General features: G+C 64.7%; 22 protein-coding genes. 12 read left to right on the forward strand and 10 right to left on the reverse strand.

Annotated features, from left to right (window positions below; genetic code table 11):
* Positions 1 to 34: 34 nt before the first annotated feature.
* Together BLS61_RS12955 and aspA are read right to left on the reverse strand one after the other, a co-directional pair.
* Positions 35 to 1288: a dicarboxylate/amino acid:cation symporter gene (locus tag BLS61_RS12955; RefSeq protein WP_090431456.1), complete on the reverse strand. Its 1254-nt coding sequence runs from the start codon at positions 1286 to 1288 to the stop codon at positions 35 to 37.
* A gap of 129 nt (positions 1289 to 1417) precedes the next feature.
* On the reverse strand, positions 1418 to 2842 hold the full coding sequence (gene aspA / locus BLS61_RS12960; protein ID WP_011920457.1) for an aspartate ammonia-lyase: 1425 nt from the start codon (positions 2840 to 2842) through the stop codon (positions 1418 to 1420).
* Between the two features lie 298 nt (positions 2843 to 3140).
* On the opposite strand from aspA, the gene BLS61_RS12965 reads away from it, so the two are divergent.
* Positions 3141 to 4046: a LysR substrate-binding domain-containing protein gene (locus BLS61_RS12965; RefSeq protein WP_090431458.1), complete on the forward strand. Its 906-nt coding sequence runs from the start codon at positions 3141 to 3143 to the stop codon at positions 4044 to 4046.
* A 142-nt stretch (positions 4047 to 4188) separates the two neighbouring features.
* Here the strand turns inward: BLS61_RS12965 and BLS61_RS12970 are convergent, their stop codons facing one another.
* Positions 4189 to 5283, reverse strand: coding sequence for a polyamine ABC transporter substrate-binding protein (locus BLS61_RS12970; RefSeq protein WP_090431460.1), 1095 nt, complete (start codon positions 5281 to 5283; stop codon positions 4189 to 4191).
* A gap of 63 nt (positions 5284 to 5346) precedes the next feature.
* Positions 5347 to 6375 carry a histone deacetylase family protein gene (locus tag BLS61_RS12975; protein ID WP_090431462.1) on the reverse strand — a complete coding sequence of 343 codons (1029 nt, stop codon included), beginning with the start codon at positions 6373 to 6375 and terminating at the stop codon, positions 5347 to 5349.
* A 212-nt stretch (positions 6376 to 6587) separates the two neighbouring features.
* Here BLS61_RS12975 and BLS61_RS12980 point away from each other — a divergent pair, with 212 nt between their 5' ends.
* The 5 genes from BLS61_RS12980 to BLS61_RS13000 are packed head-to-tail and all read left to right on the forward strand — an operon-like array spanning position 6588 to position 11120.
* Positions 6588 to 6857 (forward strand): PepSY domain-containing protein, encoded by a 270-nt coding sequence (locus tag BLS61_RS12980; protein WP_090431464.1) that lies wholly within the window; start codon positions 6588 to 6590, stop codon positions 6855 to 6857.
* A gap of 53 nt (positions 6858 to 6910) precedes the next feature.
* Complete coding sequence (locus tag BLS61_RS12985; protein WP_090431465.1) at positions 6911 to 7213, forward strand: PepSY domain-containing protein; 303 nt, start codon at positions 6911 to 6913, stop codon at positions 7211 to 7213.
* 10 nt (positions 7214 to 7223) lie between these two features.
* Entirely contained in the window at positions 7224 to 8504 is a 1281-nt protein-coding gene (locus BLS61_RS12990; RefSeq protein ID WP_090431467.1) for a sialidase family protein, read from the forward strand.
* Positions 8497 to 9087 carry a hypothetical protein gene (locus BLS61_RS12995; protein WP_090431469.1) on the forward strand — a complete coding sequence of 197 codons (591 nt, stop codon included), beginning with the start codon at positions 8497 to 8499 and terminating at the stop codon, positions 9085 to 9087. Before BLS61_RS12990 ends, BLS61_RS12995 begins: the two co-directional genes overlap by 8 nt.
* A complete protein-coding gene (locus tag BLS61_RS13000) occupies positions 9084 to 11120 on the forward strand; it encodes an LTA synthase family protein (protein WP_090431471.1) in 2037 nt (678 codons plus the stop codon). The genes BLS61_RS12995 and BLS61_RS13000 overlap by 4 nt, the downstream gene beginning before the upstream one ends.
* Positions 11121 to 11532: 412 nt before the next feature.
* Here BLS61_RS13000 and BLS61_RS13005 read toward each other — a convergent pair whose 3' ends face one another.
* The 3 genes from BLS61_RS13005 to adhP all read right to left on the reverse strand — a co-directional run bounded on the left by BLS61_RS13005 (position 11533) and on the right by adhP (position 14537).
* Positions 11533 to 12525, reverse strand: coding sequence for an AraC family transcriptional regulator (locus BLS61_RS13005; protein WP_090431473.1), 993 nt, complete (start codon positions 12523 to 12525; stop codon positions 11533 to 11535).
* A gap of 80 nt (positions 12526 to 12605) precedes the next feature.
* On the reverse strand, positions 12606 to 13400 hold the full coding sequence (locus tag BLS61_RS13010) for a hypothetical protein (protein WP_090431475.1): 795 nt from the start codon (positions 13398 to 13400) through the stop codon (positions 12606 to 12608).
* Positions 13401 to 13514: 114 nt separating this feature from the next.
* Entirely contained in the window at positions 13515 to 14537 is a 1023-nt protein-coding gene (gene adhP, locus BLS61_RS13015; protein ID WP_090431477.1) for an alcohol dehydrogenase AdhP, read from the reverse strand.
* A gap of 277 nt (positions 14538 to 14814) precedes the next feature.
* Between adhP and purE the strand changes: the two genes are divergently transcribed.
* From purE to BLS61_RS13045, 6 genes are all read left to right on the forward strand, one after another.
* Positions 14815 to 15306, forward strand: a complete 492-nt coding sequence (gene purE / locus BLS61_RS13020) for a 5-(carboxyamino)imidazole ribonucleotide mutase (RefSeq protein ID WP_003242109.1) — start codon at positions 14815 to 14817, stop codon at positions 15304 to 15306.
* Between the two features lie 4 nt (positions 15307 to 15310).
* A complete protein-coding gene (locus BLS61_RS13025; protein ID WP_090431479.1) occupies positions 15311 to 16396 on the forward strand; it encodes a 5-(carboxyamino)imidazole ribonucleotide synthase in 1086 nt (361 codons plus the stop codon).
* Between the two features lie 55 nt (positions 16397 to 16451).
* A complete protein-coding gene (locus BLS61_RS13030; RefSeq protein ID WP_090431481.1) occupies positions 16452 to 17216 on the forward strand; it encodes a substrate-binding periplasmic protein in 765 nt (254 codons plus the stop codon).
* Positions 17217 to 17281: 65 nt separating this feature from the next.
* Positions 17282 to 17527, forward strand: coding sequence for a GlsB/YeaQ/YmgE family stress response membrane protein (locus BLS61_RS13035; RefSeq protein WP_090431483.1), 246 nt, complete (start codon positions 17282 to 17284; stop codon positions 17525 to 17527).
* Between the two features lie 72 nt (positions 17528 to 17599).
* Positions 17600 to 18136 carry a DUF3299 domain-containing protein gene (locus BLS61_RS13040; protein WP_090431485.1) on the forward strand — a complete coding sequence of 179 codons (537 nt, stop codon included), beginning with the start codon at positions 17600 to 17602 and terminating at the stop codon, positions 18134 to 18136.
* Between the two features lie 19 nt (positions 18137 to 18155).
* On the forward strand, positions 18156 to 18623 hold the full coding sequence (locus BLS61_RS13045; protein ID WP_090431487.1) for an FAD/FMN-containing dehydrogenase: 468 nt from the start codon (positions 18156 to 18158) through the stop codon (positions 18621 to 18623).
* Positions 18624 to 18633: 10 nt separating this feature from the next.
* Here BLS61_RS13045 and BLS61_RS13050 read toward each other — a convergent pair whose 3' ends face one another.
* The 3 genes from BLS61_RS13050 to BLS61_RS13060 all read right to left on the reverse strand — a co-directional run bounded on the left by BLS61_RS13050 (position 18634) and on the right by BLS61_RS13060 (position 20834).
* A complete protein-coding gene (locus BLS61_RS13050) occupies positions 18634 to 19620 on the reverse strand; it encodes a tetratricopeptide repeat protein (protein WP_208598803.1) in 987 nt (328 codons plus the stop codon).
* Positions 19621 to 19761: 141 nt separating this feature from the next.
* Positions 19762 to 20172 (reverse strand): lysozyme inhibitor LprI family protein, encoded by a 411-nt coding sequence (locus BLS61_RS13055; RefSeq protein ID WP_090431816.1) that lies wholly within the window; start codon positions 20170 to 20172, stop codon positions 19762 to 19764.
* 83 nt (positions 20173 to 20255) lie between these two features.
* Complete coding sequence (locus tag BLS61_RS13060; RefSeq protein ID WP_244157950.1) at positions 20256 to 20834, reverse strand: hypothetical protein; 579 nt, start codon at positions 20832 to 20834, stop codon at positions 20256 to 20258.
* Positions 20835 to 20850 lie beyond the last annotated feature (16 nt).

Below are 20850 nucleotides of genomic sequence, written 5' to 3' on the forward strand. Positions count from 1 at the left end.
GAGGCTGGTGAAGGCCTCCTATGAAAGCGGTTGCTCAGGCAGCGTTGTCGCTGTTGTAGATCTCGCGATCCAGCTCCTTCTCGCTGCTGCCCACCAGGGTGGTGGTCATCAGGTCGCCGGCGACGTTCACCGTGGTGCGCGCCATGTCGAGGATGCGGTCGATACCGGCGATCAGCGCCACGCCTTCCAGCGGCAGGCCGACCGAGGTCAGCACCAGGCCGAGCATGATCAGGCCGGCGCCGGGTACGCCGGCGGTGCCGACCGAAGCCAGGGTGGCGGTGAGGATGATCATCAGGTACTGGCCGGCATTCAGGTCGATGCCGAAGGCCTGGGCGATGAACAGCGCCAGCACGCCCTGGTAGATCGCGGTGCCGTCCATGTTGATGGTGGCGCCCACCGGCAGCACGAAGCCGGCCACGCCCTGCGATACGCCGAGGTTCTTGCGCGCGCACTCGATGGACACCGGCAGGGTGCCGGAGCTGCTCGAGGTGCTGAAGGCCACCGCCAGCGCCGGGGCGATGCCGCGGAAGAAACGCAGCGGGCTGAGGCGCGCCAGGCCGCCGATCAGGCCACCATAGATCAGCAGCATATGGGCGATGCTGGCCAGGTAGATCACCCCGATCACCCCGGCCAGCGGCAGCAATACCTCGATGCCGTGGGAAGCGACCACGCCGGCGATCAGCGCAAACACGCCGATGGGGGCGAAGCGCATCACCAGGTCGGTGAGCTTGTAGAACACCTCGGCCAGGCTGTCGAACAGCTTGACCACCGGCGCGGCCTTCTCGCCGATCAGGTTCATGCTCACGCCCAAGGCAATGGCGAAGACGATGATCTGCAGGATGTTGCCTTCGGCGAAGGCCATCACCGGGTTGGTCGGCACCAGGCCCACCAGGATCTGCACCAGCGAGGGCGCCTGCTTGGCCTCTTCGCTGCCGCTGGCGACCATGTTCATGCCTTCACCGGGGCTGAACAGGGTGCCGAACGCCAGGCCGATGCTCACCGCGAAGGCGGTGGTGATCAGGTAGATGGCGATGGTCTTGACGCTGATGCGGCCCAACTTGGCGCTGTCGCTCATGGCGGTGATGCCCGCCACCAGGGAGACGAACACCAGCGGTACGATCAACATCTTGATCGCGTTGAGGAACAGCGCGCCGACCGGCGCCAGCGCCAGGGCGAGACTCTTGAACAGCATGCCGACGACCACGCCGAGCACCAGGCCGACGAGAATCTGCTGCCACAAAGGCACGCGCGCAAGGAAGGAAGAGGAAGTGGTGTTGCTCTGACTCATATGTTGTACACCCGGATTGTCGTTTTTGTGGGGCCGTCTGCGCGGCCTTCAGCGGTGCCGCCCCATGAACAGGCTCGAGGGCGGAAATGAACACGCCGCCCAAGGGGGCGGCGTGTGTCATTCGATGAATCAGCCCTGCAGCGGTACCAGGCGCGGGGCGATCATGTTCTCGGGGCGCAGGATGTCGGCCAGGGTGGCCTCGTCCAGCAGCTGCTCCTCGCGTACCAGCTCCAGTACGCCGCGCCCGCTTTCCAGGGCGACCTTGGCGATGCGGGTGGCGTTCTCGTAGCCGATGTAGGGGTTGAGCGCGGTGATCAGACCGATGGAGTTCTCCATCAGTTCGCGGCAGCGCGTCTCGTTGGCGGTGATGCCGTCGATGCACAGCTCGCGCAGCATATCCATGGCGCGGGTCAGCAGGCGGATCGAGTCGAAGATCTTGTAGGCGATCAGGGGCTCCATCACGTTCAGCTGCAGCTGGCCGCCCTCGGCCGCCATGGTCAAGGCCAGGTCGTTACCGATCACTTCGAAGGCAACCTGGTTGACCGCCTCGGGGATCACCGGATTGACCTTGCCCGGCATGATCGAGCTGCCCGGCTGACGCGCCGGCAGGTTGATCTCGTTGATGCCGGTACGCGGGCCGCTGGACAGCAGGCGCAGGTCGTTGCAGATCTTCGACAGTTTGACCGCGGTGCGCTTGAGCATGCCGGAGAACAGCACGAAGGCGCCCATGTCGCTGGTGGCTTCGATCAGGTCGGCAGCCGGGGTCAGCGGGTGGCCGCTGATGATGGCCAGGCGCTTGACCGCCAGGGCCTGGTATTTCGGGTCGGCGTTGATGCCGGTGCCGATGGCGGTACCGCCCAGGTTGACCTCGGTGAGCAGGGTCGGCGCCAGCAGTTTCAGGTGCTGCAGGTCTTCACCGAGGGTGGTGGCGAAGGCGCGGAATTCCTGGCCGAGGGTCATCGGCACGGCGTCCTGCAGCTGGGTGCGGCCCATCTTCAGCACGTGGCCGAACTCCAGGCCCTTGGCGGCGAAGGACTGGATCAGCTTGTCCAGCGCGCTGAGCAGGCTGTCGTGGCCGAGCAGCAGGCCGAGACGGATGGCGGTCGGGTAGGCGTCGTTGGTCGACTGCGCCATGTTCACGTCGTTGTTCGGGTGCAGGTGCTGGTACTGGCCCTTCTCATGCCCCATGGCCTCGAGGGCGATGTTGGCGATCACCTCGTTGGCATTCATGTTGGTCGAGGTGCCGGCGCCGCCCTGGATCATGTCGACCACGAACTGCTCGTGGAACTCGCCCTGGATGATGCGTGCGCAGGCGGTGCTGATCGCCGTGTGCTTGGCCGCGGACAGGTGGCCCAGCTCGCGGTTGGCGTCAGCCGAGGCCTGCTTGACCATGGCCAGGCCGATCACCAGTTTCGGGTAATGCGACAGCGGCACGCCGGACAGGCGGAAGTTCTGCACGGCGCGCAGGGTCTGGATGCCGTAATAGGCATCGGCGGGGACTTCGAGGGTGCCGAGCAGGTCTTTTTCGACGCGAACAGATGCAGCAGAGGACATGATAGAGATGGCTCTTGGGAAATACGGCGAGTGCCGCGATGCCCATAGAATAGGGGCCCTGGCCGCCTCGCTACCAATGCCGTTGCTTGCTGCCCTATGCACAATCGGCATAATGTGGATGTGACGTCGATCGCCGCTGCGGCGTACATGACCTCCGTGGGAGGGGTTTCAGCGGCGAGCGCTCCGCCGCTGAAGCGCCTCCCACGATTCGCACCCTGCCCATAGTGCGTAGCCCGGATGCAATCCGGGGGCAACGTGACGGGCCAACCCCGGATTGCATCCGGGCTACGGAGACTCGATGAACCTGGAAACCAAGTGGCTGGAAGACTTCGTCACCCTGGCCGGTACCCGCAGCTTCTCCCAGGCCGCGGAGAAGCGCTTCGTCACCCAGCCGGCGTTCAGCCGACGCATCCGCAGCCTGGAGGCGATGCTCGGCCTGACCCTGGTGGATCGTTCCTGCACCCCCATCGAACTGACCGAAGCAGGGCGGCTGTTTCTGGTTACCGCGCGCAGCCTGGTCGAGCAACTCGGCGAAGTGGTGCGCCACCTGCACAACCTGGAAGGCCAGCAGGGCGAAGTGCTGTCGATCGCCGCCGCGCACTCGCTGACCCTCGGCTTCTTCCCCGAATGGATCGCCCGCCTGCGCCGCGAAGGCCTGCCCCTGACTACCCGCCTGGTGGCGACCAATGTCGGCGAGGCGGTGCACTCGCTACGCGAAGGCGCTTGCGATCTGATCCTCGCCTACTACGACCCGGATGCCGCGTTGCAGATGGACCCGGCGATCTTCCCCTCGCTGCACCTGGGCGCCACCTCGATGTTGCCGGTATGCGCGGTTAACGAGTCTGGCGCGCCGCTCTACGACCTCGACGGCGGGCAGAGCGTACCGCTGCTGGCCTATAGCGCCGGTGCCTTTCTCGGGCGCTCGGTCAACCTGCTGCTGCGCCAGCGCGCGCTGCGCTCGACCACCGTGTACGAAACCGCCATGGCCGACAGCCTCAAGAGCATGGCCCTGCAGGGCATGGGCGTGGCCTGGGTGCCACGCCTGTCGGTCACCGCCGAACTGGCTCGCGGCGAACTGGCCATCTGCGGCGGCGAGCAGTGGCAGATCCCGCTGGAAATCCGCCTGTACCGCTGCGCCCTGGTACGCAAGGCAGCAGTGCGTTTGCTGTGGCGCAAGCTGGAAACGGGGGAGGTGGGGGGCTGAGCTTTCGCGTAGGGTGCGCTGCGCGCACCGGCTTTCCCGGGGCAAGGACATTCGCGGCTGAAGCCGCTCCTACAGAAAACTGCAAAGTTTGTAGGAGCGGCTGGGCGGCATCGCGCTTCAACCGCGAGCCGTTAGCGACGAATCATTTACCCGACTTGATCGAGGTCCACGCCCGCGTACGTACGCGCTCGATCTTCTGCGGCAGCGGCTGCACCACGTACAGCGACTTCTGCAGCTCCGGGGTCGGGGTCAGATCGTGATCGTCGGCGATTTCCGCGCCCACCAGCTGCATGCCCGGCACGTTGGGGTTGGGGTAGCCGAGGAAGTCGCTGATCGGCGCGATCACCTTGGGTTCGAGCAGGTGGTTGATGAAGGCGTGGGCTTCGTCGACGTTCTTCGCGCTCTTGGGGATGGCCCAGGTGTCGAACCAGATCGGCGCGCCTTCTTTCGGCAGACGCCAGTTGATCACCACGCCGTTGCCGGCTTCCTTGGCGCGGTTGGCGAACTGGTAGAAGCTGCCCGAATAGCCGATGGCCACGCAGATGTCGCCGTTGGCGATATCGGTCATGTACTTGGCCGAATGGAAGTAGGCCACGTACGGACGCACTTTCAGCAGCAGCTCGGTGACCTTGTCGTAGTCGGCCGGGTTGGTGCTGTTGGGATCAAGGCCCAGATAGTGCAGGGCGATGGGGATGATCTCGGTAGGCGAGTCGAGCATGGCCACGCCGCAGGATTTCAGCTTCTCCATGTACTCGGGTTTGAACACCAGATCCCAGCTGTTGACCGGCGCATCGTCGCCGAGTGCGGCCTTGACCTTGTCCGGGTTGTAGCCGATCAGCACGGTGCCGTACATGTAGGGCACGCCGTACTGGTTGCCCGGGTCGTTCTTCTCCAGCAGGCCGAGCAGCACCGGGTCGAGGTTCTTCCAGTTGGGCAGCTTGGACTTGTCCAGCGGGGCGAATACGCCGGCCTTGATCTGGGTTTCGAGGAACTGGTTGGATGGGATCACCAGGTCATAGCCGGAGTTGCCGGTAAGCAGCTTGGCTTCCAGCGCCTCGTTGGTTTCGAAGGTGTCCCAGGTGATCTGGATACCGGACTCCTTCTGAAAGTCCTTGGGTACCTCCGGGAGGATGTAATCCGCCCAGTTGTACACGCGCAGCTCCTTGGCCTGCACCGCGCCGCTGAGCAGGGTGGCGCCGCACAGGGCGGCGCCGAGCATCTGTTTGATGGCTTTCATCGTTTCTCACCCTTGAAATGTTGCTCTTGTTTGGCAGGTTCTTGATCGCGAACAAGGCGCCGCTCAGGCGCCCTCGAAACCTTCCAGCACGTTGACCGCGTTGACGCCGATGGCCTCCACCGCGTAGCCGCCTTCCATGATGAACAGGGTCGGCAGGCCCAGCGCGGCGATGCGCCGGCCCATGGCCAGGTAGTCCGGGCTGTCGAGCTTGAACTGCGAGATCGGGTCTTCCATGTAGGTGTCCACGCCCAGCGACACCACCAGCACCTCGGCGCCGTAGTCGGCGATGCGCTGGCAGGCCTGCTCCAGCGCCGCGCTCCAGGTTTCCCAGGTGCTGCCCATGGGCAACGGGTAGTTGAAGTTGCAGCCCTCACCGGCGCCCTCGCCCAGTTCGTCGGCATAGCCCAGGAAGAACGGGAATTCCTCGGCGGGATCGCCGTGAATCGAGGCGAACAGCACGTCGCTGCGCTGGTAGAAGATGTCCTGAGTGCCGTTGCCGTGGTGGTAATCGACATCGAGGATGGCGACCTTCCTGCGGCCCTGATCGAGGAAGGCCTGGGCGGCGATGGCGGCGTTGTTCAGGTAGCAGTAACCGCCCATCACGTCGCCAGCGGCGTGGTGGCCTGGCGGACGGCACAGGGCGAAGGCGCTGTGGGCGCCATTGGCGATCTCGGCCTGGGCGCTGAGCGCCACCTGCGCGGCGCTGTAGGCGGCCTGCCAGGTACCGGCGGTGATCGGCGCACCGCCGTCGAAACTGTAGTAGCCGAGCTGGCCGTGCAGGTCATTGGGGATCATCCGCCGCAGGGTGCGCGCCGGCCAGGTGAACGGCAGCAGGTCGCCCTTGCCGCCCTGCTCCTGCCAGCTCGCCCAGGCGCCCTTGAAGAATTCCAGGTAGGCCTTGCTGTGGATGCGCTCGATGGGCGCCAGGCCGAAATCCCTGGGTGCGCGAACCTCGCCGAGCTGGCGATTCTTAACGCGCGCGAGGATGTGGTCGGCGCGCTGCGGCTTCTCGAAGCAGGGCATCAGTTGCCCGTCGATCAGCTCGCATTTGCCGTGGTGCAGGTGGTGGTCGTCGCTGTAGTAGGTGAGCATGCAAAGCGCTCCAGGCTCGTTGTTGTGCCTGCATTGTTCGCCTGCTCGGCCGGCGTCGAGAACGCTGGCAACGGCCAAAAGGGGATCGAAATGGCCAAATTGCGCTACCGCGCGGATGCCCGTTGGCAAGATGTAACGAGGTGTGAGGCTTAAGCTTTCGTTAAGCCTGCGCGCCGAAGGTGGCGGCTCCGAACCCCATGAGGAGCCTCACCATGCGTCGTCTACTGCTCGCTTCCGCCCTGCTGGCCTGCACCGCGCCGGCCTTCGCCAAGACCGAATGCACCACGACCGACCGCTCCACCTGGCAGGACCCCGACCAGTTCCAGGCCAAGCTCGTGGCCGATGGCTACAGGATCAACAAGTTCAAGATCACCGAAGGCAACTGCTACGAGATCTACGGCTTCGACAGGGAGGGCCGCAAGGTCGAGATCTACCACGACCCGGTCAGTGGCAAGGCCGTGAAGACCGAGATCGAAGACTGATCGCAGCCCTGGCGCCGGCCCTGGGGCCGGTGCCCCGTGACGAGAGAGCCGCCATGTCCCACCTTGCCCGTACCGCCCTCGGCGGCCTGCTGCTGCTCGGCGCTACGCCGCTGATGGCCGATACCGATTGTGCCCGCCCCGACCGCAGTGCCTGGATGCCCGAGTCGCAGTTTCGCGAGCAGATGAAACGCCAGGGCGTGCAGATCACCAAGTTTCGCATCACCCCCGGTCACTGCTACGAGATCTATGGCTTCGATGCCACCGGTCGCAAGCTGGAGATCTACTACGACCCGGTCGATGCCCGCCCGGTAGAAGAAGTCGCCAGCTCGCACCTGGCCTCGCCAAGACATCCCTGAACCACCGATCATGACCTCGACCTTCAAGACCTGCGCCCTGCTGCTGGGCGCAGCCACGGTGTTCACCTGGGCCTGGCTCGGCGCCACGCCCCATGCGCTGGCCCCCTTCGCCAGCCAGTCGGCGACGCCCGCAACCGACTCTGCACCCGCCCTGGCCGCGCACTTCGCCTCATCAGACCTGGAGGATTTCGTTCACTCCGCCTCCATCACCGGCCTGCCCGGCGGCGATCTGATGGCGGCCTGGTTCGCCGGAACACGCGAAGGCGCAGCCGATGTGCAGATCCGCGCCGCGCGCTTCGATGCCGCCAGCGGCCAGTGGAGCGCCGAACGCGTACTGGCCACCCGTGAGGCCACCCAGCGTGCGGTCGGCAAGCACATCCGCAAGCTGGGCAACCCGGTGATCAGCCTGGCGCCAGACAACCGCCTGTGGCTGTTCTACGTCTCGGTGTCTCTCGGTGGCTGGGCCGGTAGCGCGGTCAACGCCATGGTCTCCGAGGACCTCGGTGAAACCTGGTCGGCGCCCCGCCAACTGGTCACCAGTCCCTTTCTCAACATCAGCACCCTGGTGCGCGCCGCGCCGGTGTTTCATGCCGACGGCAGCATCGGCCTGCCGGTTTACCACGAGTTCCTCGGCAAGTTTCCCGAATACCTGCACCTGAGCGCGAAAGGTGAAGTATTGGGCAAGTACCGCATCGGCAAAGGGCGCTATTCGTTGCAGCCCACCGTAGTGCCGCTGAACGAAAATCGTGCCGTTGCCCTGCTGCGTTACGCCGGTGAGGAGCATCACCGTGTACTGGCCAGCTACAGTGAGGACGCCGGGCGTAGCTGGAGCCGGCCGCAGCCAGTGGAGCCGAGCAACCCCAACTCGTCCCTGGCGGCGGTCGGTCGCCCCGACGGCAGCCTGCTGGTGGCGATGAATGACCTGGAGGACGGCCGCTTCCGTCTGACCCTCTACGCCACCGATGCCAAGCTAGGCAACTGGCGCACCCTGGGCGAGCTGGACGAGACGCCCAACCCCTGGGGCGAACCGATCCCGCGCGACGAATTTCCTGCCGTGGTCAGCGAAAAATTCCGCACCAGCGGCGGCAAGCCCGAGCAGCAGGCGCAGTTCCTCGAGCGGGTGAGCGCGCGCATGTGCAGCGCCGAAGGCTGCACCTTCGACTACGAGTACCCCTACTTCACCCGTGACCGCGAGGGTACCTACCACCTGGTCTATTCGTGGAACGACATGTTCATCAAGCACCTGGCCTTCAACGAGGCCTGGCTGTCGGAGCGCCGCCCGCATGACTGACTTCTGGCTGCCGCACCTGGCCTTTGCCCTGCTGGCTTTCCTGATCTTCACGCGACTGACGCGCAATACGACACAACGCGGCGTCCTGCTGACGGGCTGTCTGCTGCTCAGCCTGGTGCCGCTGCAGGGCATCAGCCTGGCGTTGCAGTTGCGCACCTACATCGGCGACCTGTCGGTGGCCAGCCTGGTGCTGCTGGGCTGGGCGACCCTGTGCCGCTTCGGCGTGCCTCCTGCCGGCGCCCGTGATCGCCTGGCCAGCCTGGCACTGTTCGCCGGCCTGGCCGTGCTGCTCTACCCGGCGGCGCTGGGCCTGAGTTATGCCGACCCCTACCAGCTCGGCTTCGCGCCGCGACCAATGCTGCTGGTGCTGGGCCTGCTGTGCGCGGTGCTGATCGTCCAGCGTAGCTGGCTCGGCGCGCTGGCCTTGGTGCTGGCGACCCTGGCCTTCGCCCTGCGCCTGGGTGCCTCGGAAAACTACTGGGACTACCTGATCGACCCCTACCTGGCCCTCTATAGCCTGGGCGCCTTGCTCAGCGCCGCTGTGCGCTGGCTGCTGGCCCGACCGACAAGGAAACTCGCATGAGCTGGCTGAAATCCCGCCGCCTGCATTATCTCGCAGGCCTGACGGCGCTGCTGTTCGTCCTCTTCGCGGCCCTGCGCGGGCTGTTTCTACTGGGCTTCTCCGCCGTCGACAGCCTCAGCGACCCGGACGTGCTGCGCACCCTCGGCATCGGCCTGCGCTTCGACCTGCGCCTGGCCCTGCTGCTGATGCTGCCGGCAGGCCTCCTGCTGGCGCTGCCGAAGCTGCGCCTGGCGCGCTTTCGCGCGGTGCGCTGGCTGCTGCGCGGCTACCTGCTGCTGGCCGTGGCGTCGCTGGGCCTGCTGTATATCATCGACTTCGGCCACTACGCCTACCTGGGCGTGCGCCTCAACGCCACCGTGCTGCGCTTTGCCGGCGATGCGCAGATTTCCGCCGGCATGCTCTGGCAGACCTACCCGGTGCTGTGGATCACCCTGGCCTGGCTGGCCGGTGTGACGCTGTGGGCCTGGGCGCTGCTGCGTCTGGAACGCGTCACCCTGGATCGCCCGCAAACGCAGCGGGTAGGCGCGTTGCCGGCAATCGGCGGTACGGCGGTGGTGAGCGTGCTGGTGTTCTTCGGCCTGCTCGGCCGCGTCAGCGCGCTGAACCTGGAAAACCCGGTGCCGCTGCGCTGGAGCGATGCCTTCTACAGTGGCAACGGCCAGATCGGCGCGCTCGGCCTCAACCCGGCGCTGTTTCTCTTCGACACCCTCAAGCTCGAACCCGCCGCCTTCGACGAGGCCGCCACGCGCGAGCACTACGACGTGGTGGCCGATTACCTGGGCGTCAGCGAACGCGATGCGCAGGGGCTGAACTTCTTCCGTCATCAGCCGGTGCAGGCACATCGCATCCAGGCCGAGCGCCCGCCCAACGTGATTTTCGTCATGCTCGAATCCCTCGGCACCAGTGCCGTGGGTGCCTACGGCAACCCGCTGAACCCGACGCCGAATCTGGATCGCCTGGCCCAGCAAAGCTGGTTCTTCCGCCACTTTTACGTGCCGGTCACCGGTACCGCCAAGACGGTATGGGCGAGCATCACCGGCATCCCAGACGTGTCGCGGCAGGAGACCGCCACACGCAACCCATTGATCGCCCGCCAGCGCACGCTGATCAACGCATTGGACGGGTATGAGAAGTTCTACATGATCGGCGGCAATGCCGGCTGGGCCAACATCAACGCGCTGATTCGCCAGAGCATCGACGGCGTGCAGCTCTATGAGGAGCGCCACTGGCAGTCGCCACAGGTGGACGTGTGGGGCATATCCGATCTGGATTTCTTCAAGGAAAGTACGCGCATCCTCGGCGCCCTACCCAAGGACAAGCCGTTCTTCGCCTACCTGCAGACCTCCGGCAACCACAGGCCCTTCACCATCCCCAAGTACAACGACGGTTTCGAGCCGCTCGACCTGCCGCTGGAGCAGGTGCAGCAGGCCGGTTCGCGCAGCGTCGAGCAGTACAACGCGGTGCGCCTGCTGGACTTCAATATCGGTCGCCTGATGGAGCTGGCGAAGGAGCAGGGCTTCTACGACGACAGCATTTTCGTCTTCTTCGGCGACCACAACACCCGCATCAGCCAGATCCCGCACATGGCGCCGGCCTTCGAGCAACTGGGGCTGGAGAGCAACAACGTACCGCTGCTGATCCACGCGCCGAAATGGCTGGCGCCACGTGAGTTCGACGAAGCCGTGGGCCTGGCCGACCTGCTGCCGACCGTGGCCGGCCTGGTGGGCGTGCCGTTCGACAACGGCGGTCTCGGTCGCGACCTGCAACTGCCAGCGCCGGAAGGCGAGCGCGTGGTACCGCTGGTGCTGCAGGAAGGCAGCTTCCCGGTGATCGGCGCGGTGACCCGCGATTTTCTCGTGCAGATGCAGCACGACGGCAGCTCGCCGACCCTGCACGACCTGCGCTCGCCGACGCCACGCGACAACGTCGCCAAACGCCACCCGGAGGAATTCCAGCGCCTGCTGGCACTGAGCCGTGGCCTGCACGAGGCCGCGCGCTTGCAGATGTACCGCAACGTGCAGGCGGAGGAGTGAGCGCACCTGTAGGAGGCGCTTCAGCGGCGAGCCTTATATCGCGGCTGAAGCCGCTCCTACGGTGATCGTCCGTAGCCCGGATACAGCCGAGCGACGCGCTGCAGATGTATCGCAACGTACAGGAGAGGGATGAGCCCCGTGGGAGGCGCTTTAGCGGCGAGCTTTATCGCGGCTGAAGTCGCTCCCACGGTAATCTCCCGTAGCCCGGATGCAATCCGGGGATAAGGTGCCGGATATTCCCGGATTACATCCGGGCTACGCGCCGCAGATGTACCGCACCGTGCAGAGCCCGACCTGTAGGAGCCGCTTCAGCGGCGAGCTTTATCACGGCTGAAGCCGCTCCCACGGCGATTACCCGTAGCCCGGATGCAATCCGGGAAAAGGTGCCGGGTATTCCCGGATTACATCCGGGCTACGCACGAAAGCGACTCGGCGGCACGCCGCTCCAGCGTTGGAAGGCATGACGAAAGCTGGCGGTTTCGCTGAAGCCCAGCACCTCGGCGATGCGGTACACCGGCCATTGCTCTTCGTTGAGTAGCGCCTTGGCGCGCTCGAAGCGCAGCTCATCGAGCAGGCCCTGGTAGCTGGTGCCCAACTCCTGCAGGTGACGGCGCAGGGTACGCGGCGAACAGTGCATCTGCTGCGCCAGGTTCTCCAGCCCCGGCGGCTCGGCCAACTGCGCGGCGAGTAGCTGGCGTACCCGCTCCAGCCAGGCCTGGCGGCTGCTGAACTCGGCGTTCAGGCGCCGGCAGCGTTCCACCATGTCGCCATGGGTGACGCTGTCGGCCAGCGGCAGGCGGCGTTCCAGCCACTCGGCGGGAAAGGCGAAGGCGTTGCGCTGCGCGGCAAAACGCAGTGGGCAGGGAAAGCTGTGCGCATAGCGCTTCACGTAGCGCGGCCGGGCATGGGTGAACTCGGCAGCCTTGAGCGGCAGCGGCTGGCCCAGCAGCTCGTCACCGATCAGTTTCAGCGAGGCCAGGCACATCTCCACGTTGAACACCTCCAGCGTCGCGGCATCGCGATAGCCACCCGCGCAGATCCAGGCCAACTCGCCCTCCACCTGCAGCTCCAGGCGGAAGTAGGTACCGAGCAGGGCCGGGTACTGCAGCAGCAGGCGCCAGGCGTCACCAAAGGTGGCAGCCGAGAGCGCGGCGTAACCCAGCAGCCCATAGGAGGAAACATGCAGACTGCGCCCCAACTCCAGCCCAAGGTCGGCCCGCAGGGCCAGGGCATTGGCGCATACCTGCAGCTCCTGCACCCGGGTGATGCGCGCGTCGGCATTGTCCAGATCGGCCGCACCAATCCCGCTCCCGGCCAGCAATTGCGGGTGCAGCTCGGGCTGGTCGGCGAAGCGTTGCAGGATCAGGGAAACCACGTGCAGGGTGGTCAGCGAGGCATGCAGCATGATGCGTTCCGTCGGTGCAGATGGACAAAAGAACGCAAGAAATATGCCGCAGGTGGCGGGCCGCAGCCCGCCACCGAAGATCAGCGATTACGCAGGATGGCGTTGATGAAGTCGCCCTGGTTGGCTTCATCCGGGTGGGTGGTGAACTGCAGCTGGCCGTCCTTCTCGTGCAGTTTCAGCGCCTCGCCGAAGCGGCAGTCGACGCCCTTGAGGGTCTTGGCTTCGGCCTTGTAGCGATCGTCACGCCCGCACAGATAGGCCATCTGGTTGACCACTTCGCCACAGAAGCTCGGCACGCTGAGGCCGATCAGCTGATCGTCGCTGATCGCGCTCCAGTCCACCTGGGTCTTCAGCGGCGTACCGCAGGCCTTGGAGGCTTCGCCATCCATCTCCTGCAGGCGGGCACTGTAGTCGGCCAGGCGCTGCTTGCGATCGAAGGCCGCCAGGCGCGCCTGAACGCCGTCCTTCTCCTGCTTCTGGTAGATCGCCAGCAGGTCCTTGGGCTTCAGCGCCTTGGTCTTGTCCTCGCTGTAGCTGAGCTCGAAGCCCTGGGTATTGGGCAGGTTGAGCTGGTAGCTCTCGCCGCTCCAGGCGCGGCGCTTGTTCAGCAGGTTGTAGTCACGACCATCGAGGCGAATGCCGTAGTCGCGCTGCTCGTTGCCCAGCTCGCGGACGTCGGTGAGAAACACCACTTCGTCGAGCGGGTGGTTGATGCCGCGGACCTGCACCAGGGCCTGCTTGCCGTCGGCAGAGGGCGCCAGCGCCAGGCTCACGCCCTGACCGGCATCGAATACCTGGGGATGCTTGGCCAGTTCGATGGCCGAGACCTGGACGGACAGCAGAGAAAGGGCGAATAACGCAAGGCAGGGTTTCATTGGGCACGTCCTTGTACGGATGAAGAGCGCACAGTATAGCCAGCCGCCAACCGACGATCTGTGCGCCCTTGCGCGTCTGCCCTGTAGGAAATTACCTGTCCGTGATCACTCGGCTCAGAACCTCAGCACCACGCGCCCCTCGATCTGCCCACCGCGCATCTGTTCGAAGATGCCGTTGATGTTGTCCAGGCTGTCGCTGTGCACCGTGGCCTTGACCAGGCCCTCGCCGGCAAAATCCAGCGCCTCCTGCAGATCGGCGCGGGTGCCGACGATCGAGCCGGTGATGCTGATGGCCTTGAGCACCACATCGAAGATCGGCGTGGGGAAGTCGCCCGGCGGCAGGCCGACCAGCGCGATCGTGCCGTGCCGGCGTGCCATGCCGATGGCCTGGCCGAAGGCGGCGTTGGACACCGCGGTGACCAGCACGCCGTGAGCGCCACCGATATCACGCTGCACCACTTCGGCTGGGTCTTCCTTGCGTGCATTGATGGTCAGGCTGGCGCCGAGCTTGCGCGCCAGTTCCAGCTTGGCATCGTCGACATCCACCGCGACCACGTGCAGGCCCATGGCGCGGGCGTACTGCACAGCCACATGACCGAGGCCGCCGATGCCGGAGATGGCCACCCACTGGCCAGGGCGTGCCTTGGTTTCCTTGAGGCCCTTGTACACCGTCACGCCTGCGCAAAGGATCGGTGCGATTTCAAGGAAATCGACGTTCTTCGGCAGGATACCGACATAGTTGGGGTCAGCCAGCACGTACTCGGCATAGCCGCCGTTGATCGAATAACCGGTGTTCTGCTGACTCTCGCAGAGCGTCTCCCAGCCGGTCAGGCAGTGCTCGCAGCAGCCACAGGCGGTGTAGAGCCAGGGCACACCGACACGGTCGCCTTCCCTCACCCGAGTCACGCCGCTGCCGACCGCCACCACGTAGCCGACGCCCTCGTGACCGGGAATGAACGGCAGGCTCGGCTTCACCGGCCAGTCGCCTTCGGCGGCGTGCAGGTCGGTGTGACATACACCCGACGCTTCGATCTTCACCAGAATCTGCCCCGGGCCGGGTAGCGGGGTTTGCACCTCCTCGATACGCAGCGGCTGCCCGAAGGCGTGGACGACTGCGGCTTTCATGGTCTGGTTCATACGCTGTTCCTCTTCCATGCGAGTGTCTGCCCAGTGTGCGCGCGCAGCCCACGCCGGCATTGCTCCAGAGCAAGGTTTGCGCGGTTTTATCCCTCTGCCCCCACGCCGCATGACAAACGGTCATCGCCCCTGCCCGCCAGCGCTGGCTTTGCGTTATACTGCGCGGCCTTCGGCCGGCAGCACCCGGCCAACGAATCATGACAAGCCACGCTGGCCCGCCCGCGTGGCTTGTTGGTTTTTGACGCGCCGCGAGGCGCCCGAGAGAAGAGGCACGACGATGAGCGCACTGGTTGGCGTGATCATGGGCTCCAAGTCCGATTGGTCCACCCTTAGCCACACCGCCGAGATGCTGGACAAGCTGGGCATTCCCCACGAGGTCAAGGTGGTTTCCGCCCACCGCACCCCGGACCTGCTGTTCCAGTACGCCGAAGAGGCGGAAGCCCGCGGCATCCAGGTGATCATCGCCGGTGCCGGTGGCGCCGCTCACCTGCCGGGCATGTGCGCGGCCAAGACCCATCTGCCGGTGCTTGGCGTGCCGGTACAGTCGTCCATGCTCTCGGGCGTCGACTCGCTGCTGTCGATCGTGCAGATGCCGGCCGGCATCCCGGTCGCCACCCTGGCCATCGGCAAGGCTGGCGCGGTCAACGCCGCCCTGCTCGCCGCCAGCATCCTCGGTCACCAGCACCCGCAGTTCCATGCGGCGCTCAAGCAGTTCCGCCAGGAGCAGACCGATACCGTGCTGAGCAACCCGGACCCGCGCGAGGCATGATGCGATGAAAATCGGTGTGATCGGTGGCGGCCAGCTGGGCCGCATGATGGCCCTGGCGGGCACCCCGCTGGGCATGAATTTCGCCTTCCTCGACCCGGCGCCGGACGCCTGCGCCCAGGCGCTTGGCGAGCATATCCGCGCCGACTACGGCGATCAGGATCACCTGCGCCAGCTGGCCGACGAGGTCGATCTGGTCACCTTCGAATTCGAGAGCGTGCCGGCGGAAACCGTGGCCTTCCTCTCGCAGTTCGTGCCGGTCTACCCCAGCGCCGAAGCCCTGCGCATCGCCCGTGACCGCTGGTTCGAAAAATCCATGTTCCGCGAGCTGGGCATTCCCACGCCGGAGTTCGCCGACATCCAGTCGCAGGCCGACCTCGATGCCGCGGTGGCCAGCATCGGCCTGCCGGCGGTGATGAAGACCCGCACCCTGGGCTATGACGGCAAGGGCCAGAAGGTCCTGCGCAAGGCCGAAGACGTCACTGGCGCCTTCGCCGAGCTGGGCAGCGTGCCGTGCATCCTCGAAGGCTTCGTGCCCTTTACCGGCGAGGTGTCGCTGATCGCCGTGCGCGCCCGCGATGGCGAAACCCGTTTCTACCCGCTGGTGCACAACACCCACGACAGCGGCATCCTCGCCCTGTCCATCGCCAGCACCGATCACCCGCTGCAGGCGCTGGCCGAGGACTACGTCGGTCGCGTGCTGGACAAGCTCGACTACGTCGGCGTGCTGGCCTTCGAGTTCTTCGAGGTGGACGACGGCCTCAAGGCCAACGAGATCGCCCCGCGCGTGCACAACTCAGGGCACTGGACCATCGAAGGCGCCGAATGCAGCCAGTTCGAGAACCACCTGCGCGCTGTCGCCGGCCTGCCGCTGGGCTCCACTGCCAAGCTGGGCGAGAGCGCGATGCTCAATTTCATTGGTGAAGTGCCGCCGGTGGACAAGGTGATCAGCATCGCCGACTGCCACCTGCACCACTACGGCAAGGCCTTCAAGGTCGGCCGCAAGGTCGGCCACGCCACCCTGCGCAGTGCCGATCGGGCCGCCCTGGATAGCGGCATCGCAGCGGTACAGGCACTGATCGCCAAGCGCTAAAAGGGCAATTCACGGCTAGACTCCTGAACGACGGCCGTCGTCCAAGAGCCTATCCATGAAGCGCCTACTTGCTCTGCTGCCCATGCTGTTCGCCCTGACCTGCGTCGGGGCGGAAGAGGTTCTACGGGTCGATTTCCGTGAGCGCCCGCCGGAAATGCGCGCGGTCGACGGCATCCCCAGCGGCCCGCTGATCAGCGTGCTAGAAACCGCCGCACAGCGCATCGGCGTGCGCCTGTACTGGCGTCAGGCGCCCTTCCTGCGCAGCCTCGACGACCTGCGCTCGGGTCGGGTCGATCTGGTGCCGCGCGTGCTGCTCACCGAACAGCGGCGCGAGTACATCCACTTCCTGCCCAGCATCGGCAATCAGCAACTGAACATCCGCTTCGTGGTACACCCGGGGCGCGAGGCGGAGCTCAAGCGCTATGAGGACCTGCACCGTCTGTCGGTCGGCGTCAAACGCGGCACCGTCTATTTCGAACCCTTCGACAGCGACGAGCGCCTGACCCGGGTCTATGCCAGCGACGATGCGCAGCTGGCCGCGATGTTTCGCGCCGGACGTCTCGACACCATCGCCGTGCTGGACGTAATGCCGATGGAAGCGCAGTTCGCCAGCCTGGGCTTCGATGATTTCAGCTACGCCCACTATGCGCACCAACAGGTGCTGGGCAACCACTTCGGTGCCTCGCTCAAACGCTACCAGAGCGATCGGCGCGCTCTCTACGACCGCCTGAGCGCCGAGCTCGAACGCATGCGCGCAGAAGGTGAAGTAGCCCTGATCTACCATCGCTATGGCGTCCTGCCGCCCGACGAGACGAACTGACCGCCCCATCGACCTGTCCCATGTGGGCCTGCCGCACAAGCGGCACTCACCAAGGAGATACGCCAATGGGCATTATCGGCACCATTTTCATCGGCCTGATCGTCGGTCTGGTCGCACGCTTCCTCAAACCCGGCGATGACAGCATGGGCTGGATCATGACCATCCTGCTCGGCATCGGCGGCTCCATCGCCGCCACCTACGGCGGCCAGGCGCTGGGCATCTACGAAGCCGGGGAGGCCGCCGGTTTCATCGGTGCGGTGATCGGCGCCATCGTTCTGCTGGTAATCTACGGCGCGATCAAGAAGGACTGACAGACCTTCCTCGAAGCCGGCACCCATGGCGTGCCGGCTGTCGATTGCCAACGCCGAGAGACTCCAACCACCATGCGCCACCTGCTTCTCGCCCTGCTGCTGTGCACCGGCCTGGCTCACGCCGAACTGCCGGAAACCGACTGGCTCGACCTGATGCCGCCCGAGGACCGCAAGGCCCTCGAGGAAATGCCCGAAATCAGCCACGACACTCCGGAGGGCGACAGCACCTTCTACGGCGAAGGCGGCCTGCGCCAGCAGGACCAGGACCTGCCGGCCGTGATGTACTCCACCAAGACCGTGGCCGAACTCGACGGCAAGGACATTCGCCTGGGTGGCTATCCCGTGCCGCTGGAAAGCGACGAGAAAGGCAACAGCACCCTGTTCTTCCTGGTGCCCTATCCGGGCGCCTGCATCCACGTGCCGCCACCGCCGCCCAACCAGCTGGTGCTGGTGCGCTACCCCAGGGGCATTGCGCTCGAAGACATCTACGCCCCGCTGTGGGTCAGCGGCACGCTGAAGGTGGAAAAGATCAGCAACGACCTGGCCGACGCCGCCTACGCCATGGACGCTGGCGAAGTGCGTCTGGTGACCGACGAAGACCTCTACTGATCACCCCCGGAGTCCACGCATGAAAGCTGCCGCCCTGCTGTTGCTGTGCCTGCTGTCGACCGCCGCACTGGCTCTGGAGCCCGGCGAGCGCCTGGCGCCCTGGACCCTGCTCGATCAGCATGACGTGCCCTACACCCTGAACGATAGAACCCGCATCCTGCTGGTTGCCCGCGACATGGCCGGCGCCAAGCTGGTCAACGCCGCCCTGCAAGGCAAGCCCAAGGGCTACCTGGAAGAGCGCCAGGCGGTGTTCCTCGCCGATATCAGCCACATGCCCGGCGTCATCGCCAGCCTCTTCGCCCTGCCGAAGATGCGCGACTACAACTACCGCATCCTGCTCGACCGCGACGCCCGCATCGCTCCCCGTTATCCGGCTGGCGAGGGCGAAGTGTTGTGGTTGCAGTTAGAGGATGGTCGCCTGCTGACGCAGCAGGCATTCAAGGAAGCGGGCGCGCTGGAGCAGGCATTGGCCGCAGAGCGGCCCTGATTGCTGCGCGCTACTTCCGCTCCAGTACTCGCGGCGGAATTCTCGCCTGCTTCTGGGCGGCGAGCATCTTGTCATGGTACTGGCCGTAGGCTTCCCGGGCCTGCTCCCGCTCGCCCAGCGCCCAGTAGGCATCCGCCAGGTTGAGGTTGGCGACGACCCTGTCCGGGTGCCTGCGGGTGATGTGCTGCAGCAATTCCACCGCCTCCGGGTAATGACCGGCCTGCTCGAACAGAAAGCCCAGGTCGTTCGACCAACCGACCCTTTGCGGGAAGTAGTATTTCTCGACGATATAGTTGCCGGGGCCGCAAGCGCCATCCTCGTCGCTTGAGAGGAAGTAGCCGACGAGGGTTTTCAGTTCTTGTGCGTTACCCGCCTGGTAAGCCTTCAGAGCGGCGTCGAAATTGCTGGCGACCGCCTCGGGCATCAGTTTCTCCGCCGTGCTGGCCGATGTCTGGTGCGCCAGACGCAACGCCCTCAGCGTGCCGAAGGCGCGGCTACCATCGAAGTCGGCGATCGACGTGGCGCCAAGGGCCTTGCTGTCCATCGCATAGCTGCTCAGCAGTGACCGGTCGCACTGGGCGTCGTTCTCGTTGAGCAGGATCTGGCTCAGCGCGAAGGACTTCGTGGCGCCGTCGTACCTGAACTTCAGGTTGAAGTTGTAGGCGCCATTGCCCTCTTCACGGGTGATCAGCAGCAGGTAATCCCCGGCCTGGGTGGCGGGCGAAAGCAGGGCATGGCGCTCGCCCTGCAGATCGATGGCCGTTGCCCTGGCCTGGCGCTCGGCGAGCAGCTCTGCCAGGTAGCCGTCGTAGCTGTTGGGCGAGAATTCGTTCTCGATACGCGGCAGGACCTTGTCCGTATCGAGCACCACCGTGCCTGCGCGGTCGGTGATCAGCAGGCTCTGGGCATCGTCGTTACCCTCTGCGATGCGCAGCTCCTGCAGTGCGGACAGGCCTTCGGGATGCAGCGTTTCCGCGGCCAGGGCATTGGCCAACATCAGGAGGACGGTGAGCGCCAAATATCGTCCGTCATGTTTACTTCCATATGATCTTGGCATCTGCGCCCTTGGATCTTACTCACGGCTCATGTGTCGGATAATAAAGGGTGTAACTACCTTATCCATGGATGCTAATGGCGCTCATATGTCAGGTGCTATACGCTCCAAATACATCGTCCTATCGTTACTCATCCTTGCTATGCAGTTGTTGATCGTTACCTGATACGCTTCTGCAGTTTCCTCTATTTCAAAGGCCTCAAGTTTGCAATCGGCGTCTCGTAGCTTGATCCATTCTCGCTGCGCCCCACGCAGCAGAGAAATATACTGATCCGCCATCAGGGGCGCTTGCCTGTACTGATGCCTGATGCGGTCAAGAGCTGCCTTATAGGCTGAATTCAAAAGTTTATCCGACTGCGCTTTAGCATATTCCGCGCACTGGGCGACTTGTTGGGAGGCCTCAATCACTTCACATGACTTTTCAACGGCATCGCTAAGAGCCGGGAATGTAAAAAAGAGCAAGAAGAACGAATACCTGTAATTGACACCGAACATCCTGATTACCTCTGATATGGCGAGGACTATCACCTTTAGCAAATTTATCGTTGCATTCTGTTAGGGGTTCTCGCCTTGAGTGATCAGAGTCCGCAGGCCTTCCCAAAGGTTCTATAGATCGTAGTCTTGCCGCCCGCATCGAAGGTAAGGTCGACGTGGCGGTCATCCGACTCGTTGTATTCGGTCTGGTTGAGCTGCCTGAGCGTGGACAGCCTGGCACTCATGCCAGCATGGGCGTATGCCGCGAGGGTCTCGGTGATTTCGGTCTGTTGCAGCGCCTGGATAGAGCCGTCGATCTTGACCAACAACACCTCATCGATTTCCACGGCGATCGGCTGGGAGTCAGGCAGCGCTTGGTACTGCTCATCGGCTGGCACCAGCGCGCACCGGTAATTCTCGATACCGCCGCCTTCCTGATAGTGGGTGAGGGCTTCTGGATAGGTAATGGTTTCGAGCTCAAGGGCGCTGCAGCCTGCCAGGTATCCGCAGGACAGGGCGCATAGCAGTACTTGGTGTGCGGTGTGTTGCAGTGGGCGCTTCTTCATCCTGATGTTCATCGCTTGGTTCAGCCCGAAATTATCGTCCCTCTCTCGGCCAAAAATAAATCTGTCCCCTTTCTGCCCTTTCTGCATGAGCCAATCCAATACAAAGTAACGCAGCAACTATCGTCCTACCAAC

Source organism: Ectopseudomonas guguanensis, from assembly GCF_900104265.1.
Classification (GTDB): Bacteria; Pseudomonadota; Gammaproteobacteria; order Pseudomonadales; family Pseudomonadaceae; genus Aquipseudomonas; species Aquipseudomonas guguanensis.

What these genes read in the sequence shown, in the direction of transcription:
- BLS61_RS12975 (WP_090431462.1), bottom strand. Translation starts at nt 6,375, where the DNA reads ATGCTCACCTACTACAGCGACGACCACCACCTGCACCACGGCAAATGC.
- BLS61_RS12955 (WP_090431456.1), bottom strand. Translation starts at nt 1,288, where the DNA reads ATGAGTCAGAGCAACACCACTTCCTCTTCCTTCCTTGCGCGCGTGCCT.
- adhP (WP_090431477.1), bottom strand. Translation starts at nt 14,537, where the DNA reads ATGAACCAGACCATGAAAGCCGCAGTCGTCCACGCCTTCGGGCAGCCG.
- BLS61_RS12980 (WP_090431464.1), top strand. Translation starts at nt 6,588, where the DNA reads ATGCGTCGTCTACTGCTCGCTTCCGCCCTGCTGGCCTGCACCGCGCCG.
- BLS61_RS13035 (WP_090431483.1), top strand. Translation starts at nt 17,282, where the DNA reads ATGGGCATTATCGGCACCATTTTCATCGGCCTGATCGTCGGTCTGGTC.
- aspA (WP_011920457.1), bottom strand. Translation starts at nt 2,842, where the DNA reads ATGTCCTCTGCTGCATCTGTTCGCGTCGAAAAAGACCTGCTCGGCACC.
- BLS61_RS12990 (WP_090431467.1), top strand. Translation starts at nt 7,224, where the DNA reads ATGACCTCGACCTTCAAGACCTGCGCCCTGCTGCTGGGCGCAGCCACG.
- purE (WP_003242109.1), top strand. Translation starts at nt 14,815, where the DNA reads ATGAGCGCACTGGTTGGCGTGATCATGGGCTCCAAGTCCGATTGGTCC.
- BLS61_RS13025 (WP_090431479.1), top strand. Translation starts at nt 15,311, where the DNA reads ATGAAAATCGGTGTGATCGGTGGCGGCCAGCTGGGCCGCATGATGGCC.
- BLS61_RS13050 (WP_208598803.1), bottom strand. Translation starts at nt 19,620, where the DNA reads ATGTTGGCCAATGCCCTGGCCGCGGAAACGCTGCATCCCGAAGGCCTG.
- BLS61_RS13055 (WP_090431816.1), bottom strand. Translation starts at nt 20,172, where the DNA reads ATGTTCGGTGTCAATTACAGGTATTCGTTCTTCTTGCTCTTTTTTACA.
- BLS61_RS12965 (WP_090431458.1), top strand. Translation starts at nt 3,141, where the DNA reads ATGAACCTGGAAACCAAGTGGCTGGAAGACTTCGTCACCCTGGCCGGT.
- BLS61_RS13045 (WP_090431487.1), top strand. Translation starts at nt 18,156, where the DNA reads ATGAAAGCTGCCGCCCTGCTGTTGCTGTGCCTGCTGTCGACCGCCGCA.
- BLS61_RS12970 (WP_090431460.1), bottom strand. Translation starts at nt 5,283, where the DNA reads ATGAAAGCCATCAAACAGATGCTCGGCGCCGCCCTGTGCGGCGCCACC.
- BLS61_RS12985 (WP_090431465.1), top strand. Translation starts at nt 6,911, where the DNA reads ATGTCCCACCTTGCCCGTACCGCCCTCGGCGGCCTGCTGCTGCTCGGC.
- BLS61_RS13030 (WP_090431481.1), top strand. Translation starts at nt 16,452, where the DNA reads ATGAAGCGCCTACTTGCTCTGCTGCCCATGCTGTTCGCCCTGACCTGC.
- BLS61_RS13000 (WP_090431471.1), top strand. Translation starts at nt 9,084, where the DNA reads ATGAGCTGGCTGAAATCCCGCCGCCTGCATTATCTCGCAGGCCTGACG.
- BLS61_RS13005 (WP_090431473.1), bottom strand. Translation starts at nt 12,525, where the DNA reads ATGCTGCATGCCTCGCTGACCACCCTGCACGTGGTTTCCCTGATCCTG.
- BLS61_RS13040 (WP_090431485.1), top strand. Translation starts at nt 17,600, where the DNA reads ATGCGCCACCTGCTTCTCGCCCTGCTGCTGTGCACCGGCCTGGCTCAC.
- BLS61_RS13010 (WP_090431475.1), bottom strand. Translation starts at nt 13,400, where the DNA reads ATGAAACCCTGCCTTGCGTTATTCGCCCTTTCTCTGCTGTCCGTCCAG.
- BLS61_RS12995 (WP_090431469.1), top strand. Translation starts at nt 8,497, where the DNA reads ATGACTGACTTCTGGCTGCCGCACCTGGCCTTTGCCCTGCTGGCTTTC.